The sequence below is a fragment of the Bradyrhizobium sp. P5_C11_2 genome (assembly GCF_054049755.1).
The window spans coordinates 1-2,570 of sequence record NZ_JBFULT010000801.1 but is presented as its reverse complement, the minus strand read 5'-3'; the positions used below and the strand labels follow the sequence as shown (position 1 = coordinate 2,570).

Below are 2,570 nucleotides of genomic sequence, written 5' to 3'. Positions count from 1 at the left end.
GTCTTTCCGCAGAGGCAGACTGGATTGCTTCGCTGCGCTCGCAATGACGATGTGGAAATGGCTTCGCCCCATCAATTACGTCTTCGATTTCTCATGCGCCCGCAGCTCGTCAACAAGTACTCGCACATTCTCAGAATAGTCGATCGGGATCACGACCAGATGCACGCCGCCCTCCTTGAAGGCCGCATCCAGCGTCGGGCCGAAGCTGTCGATGCTCTCGATCCGATGGCCCTTGGCGCCATAGGCCTTCGCATACAGGACGAAGTCGGGATTGCCAAAGGTCATGCCGAAATCGGCGAAGTGATCGACCGCCTGCTTCCAGCGGATCATGCCGTAGGCATTGTCCTCCAGCACCAGCACGACGAGATTGAGCTTGAGGCGGACGGCGGTCTCCATCTCCTGGCTGTTCATCATGAAGCCGCCGTCGCCGGCGACCGCGAGCACGCGGCGGTCCGGATTTAGCATCGCGGCCATCATCGCCGACGGCAGGCCGGCGCCCATGGTGGCCAGCGCGTTGTCGAGCAGCAGCGTGTTGGCGACGCGGGTGCGGTAGTTGCGCGCGAACCAGATCTTGTACATGCCGTTGTCGAGCGCGACGATGCCGTTCTCCGGGATCACCTGCCGGATGTCATGCACGATGCGCTGCGGCGTCGGCGGCCAGCGCGCCTCGGTGGCGCGGTCGGCAATATGGCTGAGGATCTTTTCACGCAGCGGCAACAGCGCCGCGGCCTGCGGCAGCTTGCCTTCGAGCCGGTCGGCGAGCAATTCCAGGCTGGGGCCGACATCGCCGACGACCTCGGCATCCGGGAAATAGACCTGCTCGACGCTGGCCGACGTATAGCTGACGTGAATGACCTTCGGTCCCGACGGACCCATGATGAAGGGCGGCTTCTCGATCGGGTCATGGCCGATCGCCACGATCAGATCGGCGGCGTCGATGGCCTCGTGAACATAGTCGCGCTCGGACAGCGCCGCGGTGCCCATATAGAGATTGGTGCCACCGGGCACCGTGCCCTTGCCCATCTGCGTGGTGAAGAACGGAATGCCGGTGCGCCGCACGAAGCTCGCGATGCCGTGCGTCGACCGTGGCCGGCTGGTGGCCGCGCCCATCATCACCAGCGGACGCTTTGCGGCCAGAATCATCTCGGCGGCGCGGTCGAGCGCGGCGCGATGGGCAACCGGGATTTCGATCGGATGGACCGGGATCACGGGGGTAAAGGGCACTTCATCGCCCGCGATGTCCTCGGGCAATTCGAGATGCACCGGCCCCGGCCGCTCCTCCATCGCCACGCGAAAGGCGTCGCGGACCACAGTCGGGATGCTGGAGGCGCTGACGATCTGCCGCGACAGCTTGGTCAGCGGCTTCATGGTCGCGACCACGTCCACGATCTGGAAGCGCGCCTGCCGGCTGCTCATGATCGGCTTCTGGCCCGTGATCAGAATCATCGGCATCGCGCCGAGATGGGCGTAGGCCGCTCCGGTCGACAAATTGAGCGCGCCGGGGCCGAGCGTCGACAAGCAGACGCCGGGCTTGCCGGTCAGCCGCCCATGCGTGGCGGCCATGAAGGCCGCGGCCTGCTCGTGGCGGGTCAGGATCAGTTCGATCCTGGAGGTGCGCAGCGATTCCACGAGGTCGAGGTTTTCCTCGCCGGGGACGCCGAAGATGCGATCGACGCCTTCGTTCTCCAGCGCCGCGACGAACAGATCCGATCCCTTTGCCTTGCGTTCCTGCGCGCTCATGTCGCCTCCCCGTCACAATGTCGGCCCCTGTGTTCGCAGGACCTTCGGCCGCATGGTAACCGCATGTGGCGCAGGCACAACTCACAATGCGGCGCTGTTGGCGCGGGAGTGACGAGTTGGCTGGAACGCAAGCTCCATCAACTGGTCGTCCTGGCGAAAGCCAGGACCCATTGCCATAGGGGGATGTTTTGCGGACGATGCCATAGCGAATGCTGACAACGCCGACCGGGGTAATGAGTCCTGGCTTTCGCCAGGACGACGATGGAGGAGCATTGTGCGTACCTGCTTCAACACCGTCATTGCAGACACAGCCTCGCATCCTCGCGGCTTGCYTCGCCCGAGYTYTGCRTCGTCGCCTCACCCTCGCAAATGAAAGAGGGCGCAGGGAAGACCGGGAGCCGGCTGGCTCCTATTGATCCGCTATGCGCAAGGTAGATTGCGCTACGATGCACAGCGGGAAACAGGGCAACCGGAGACATCCCGGCCTTTCCCTGCGCAGTGGTTGGAACGGCTTATGTCGCGCTCTCCCCGGGGAGCGATGCACTATTGCCCCCGTCGCCCTGCGGATGGCTGATGCGCGCGCTCGGTTGGGCAGCACACATCACCACAGGACTTGGCGCACAGACCCCGGGCGCCAGGACGACACGATTTGGCCGTACGCCGATCACACCGGTCGTGTGCGCGATGGTTTCGCTCACGGTTGCCCGCCCTGCGAAGCTTTTCGCGCCGATGTGACCCACGTCCACCGCCGCCCGGCCCGCGTGTCGTGACGATCGCGATACGCCCCTCTTCCTCGGGCCGGAGTGCGCGCACTATCCGCCAATTCCGAA

Annotated in this window: 1 protein-coding gene; it reads right to left on the bottom strand. The window is 64.6% G+C overall.

The window, feature by feature from the left end; all coding sequences use genetic code 11:
- Positions 1–75: 75 nt before the first annotated feature.
- On the bottom strand, positions 76–1,740 hold the full coding sequence (locus ACXJL8_RS38730; RefSeq protein WP_456622946.1) for an acetolactate synthase large subunit: 1,665 nt from the start codon (positions 1,738–1,740) through the stop codon (positions 76–78).
- Positions 1,741–2,570: the final 830 nt, after the last annotated feature.

Coding starts and splice junctions, on each gene's coding strand:
- ACXJL8_RS38730 (WP_456622946.1), bottom strand. CDS start 1,740: ATGAGCGCGCAGGAACGCAAGGCAAAGGGATCGGATCTGTTCGTCGCG.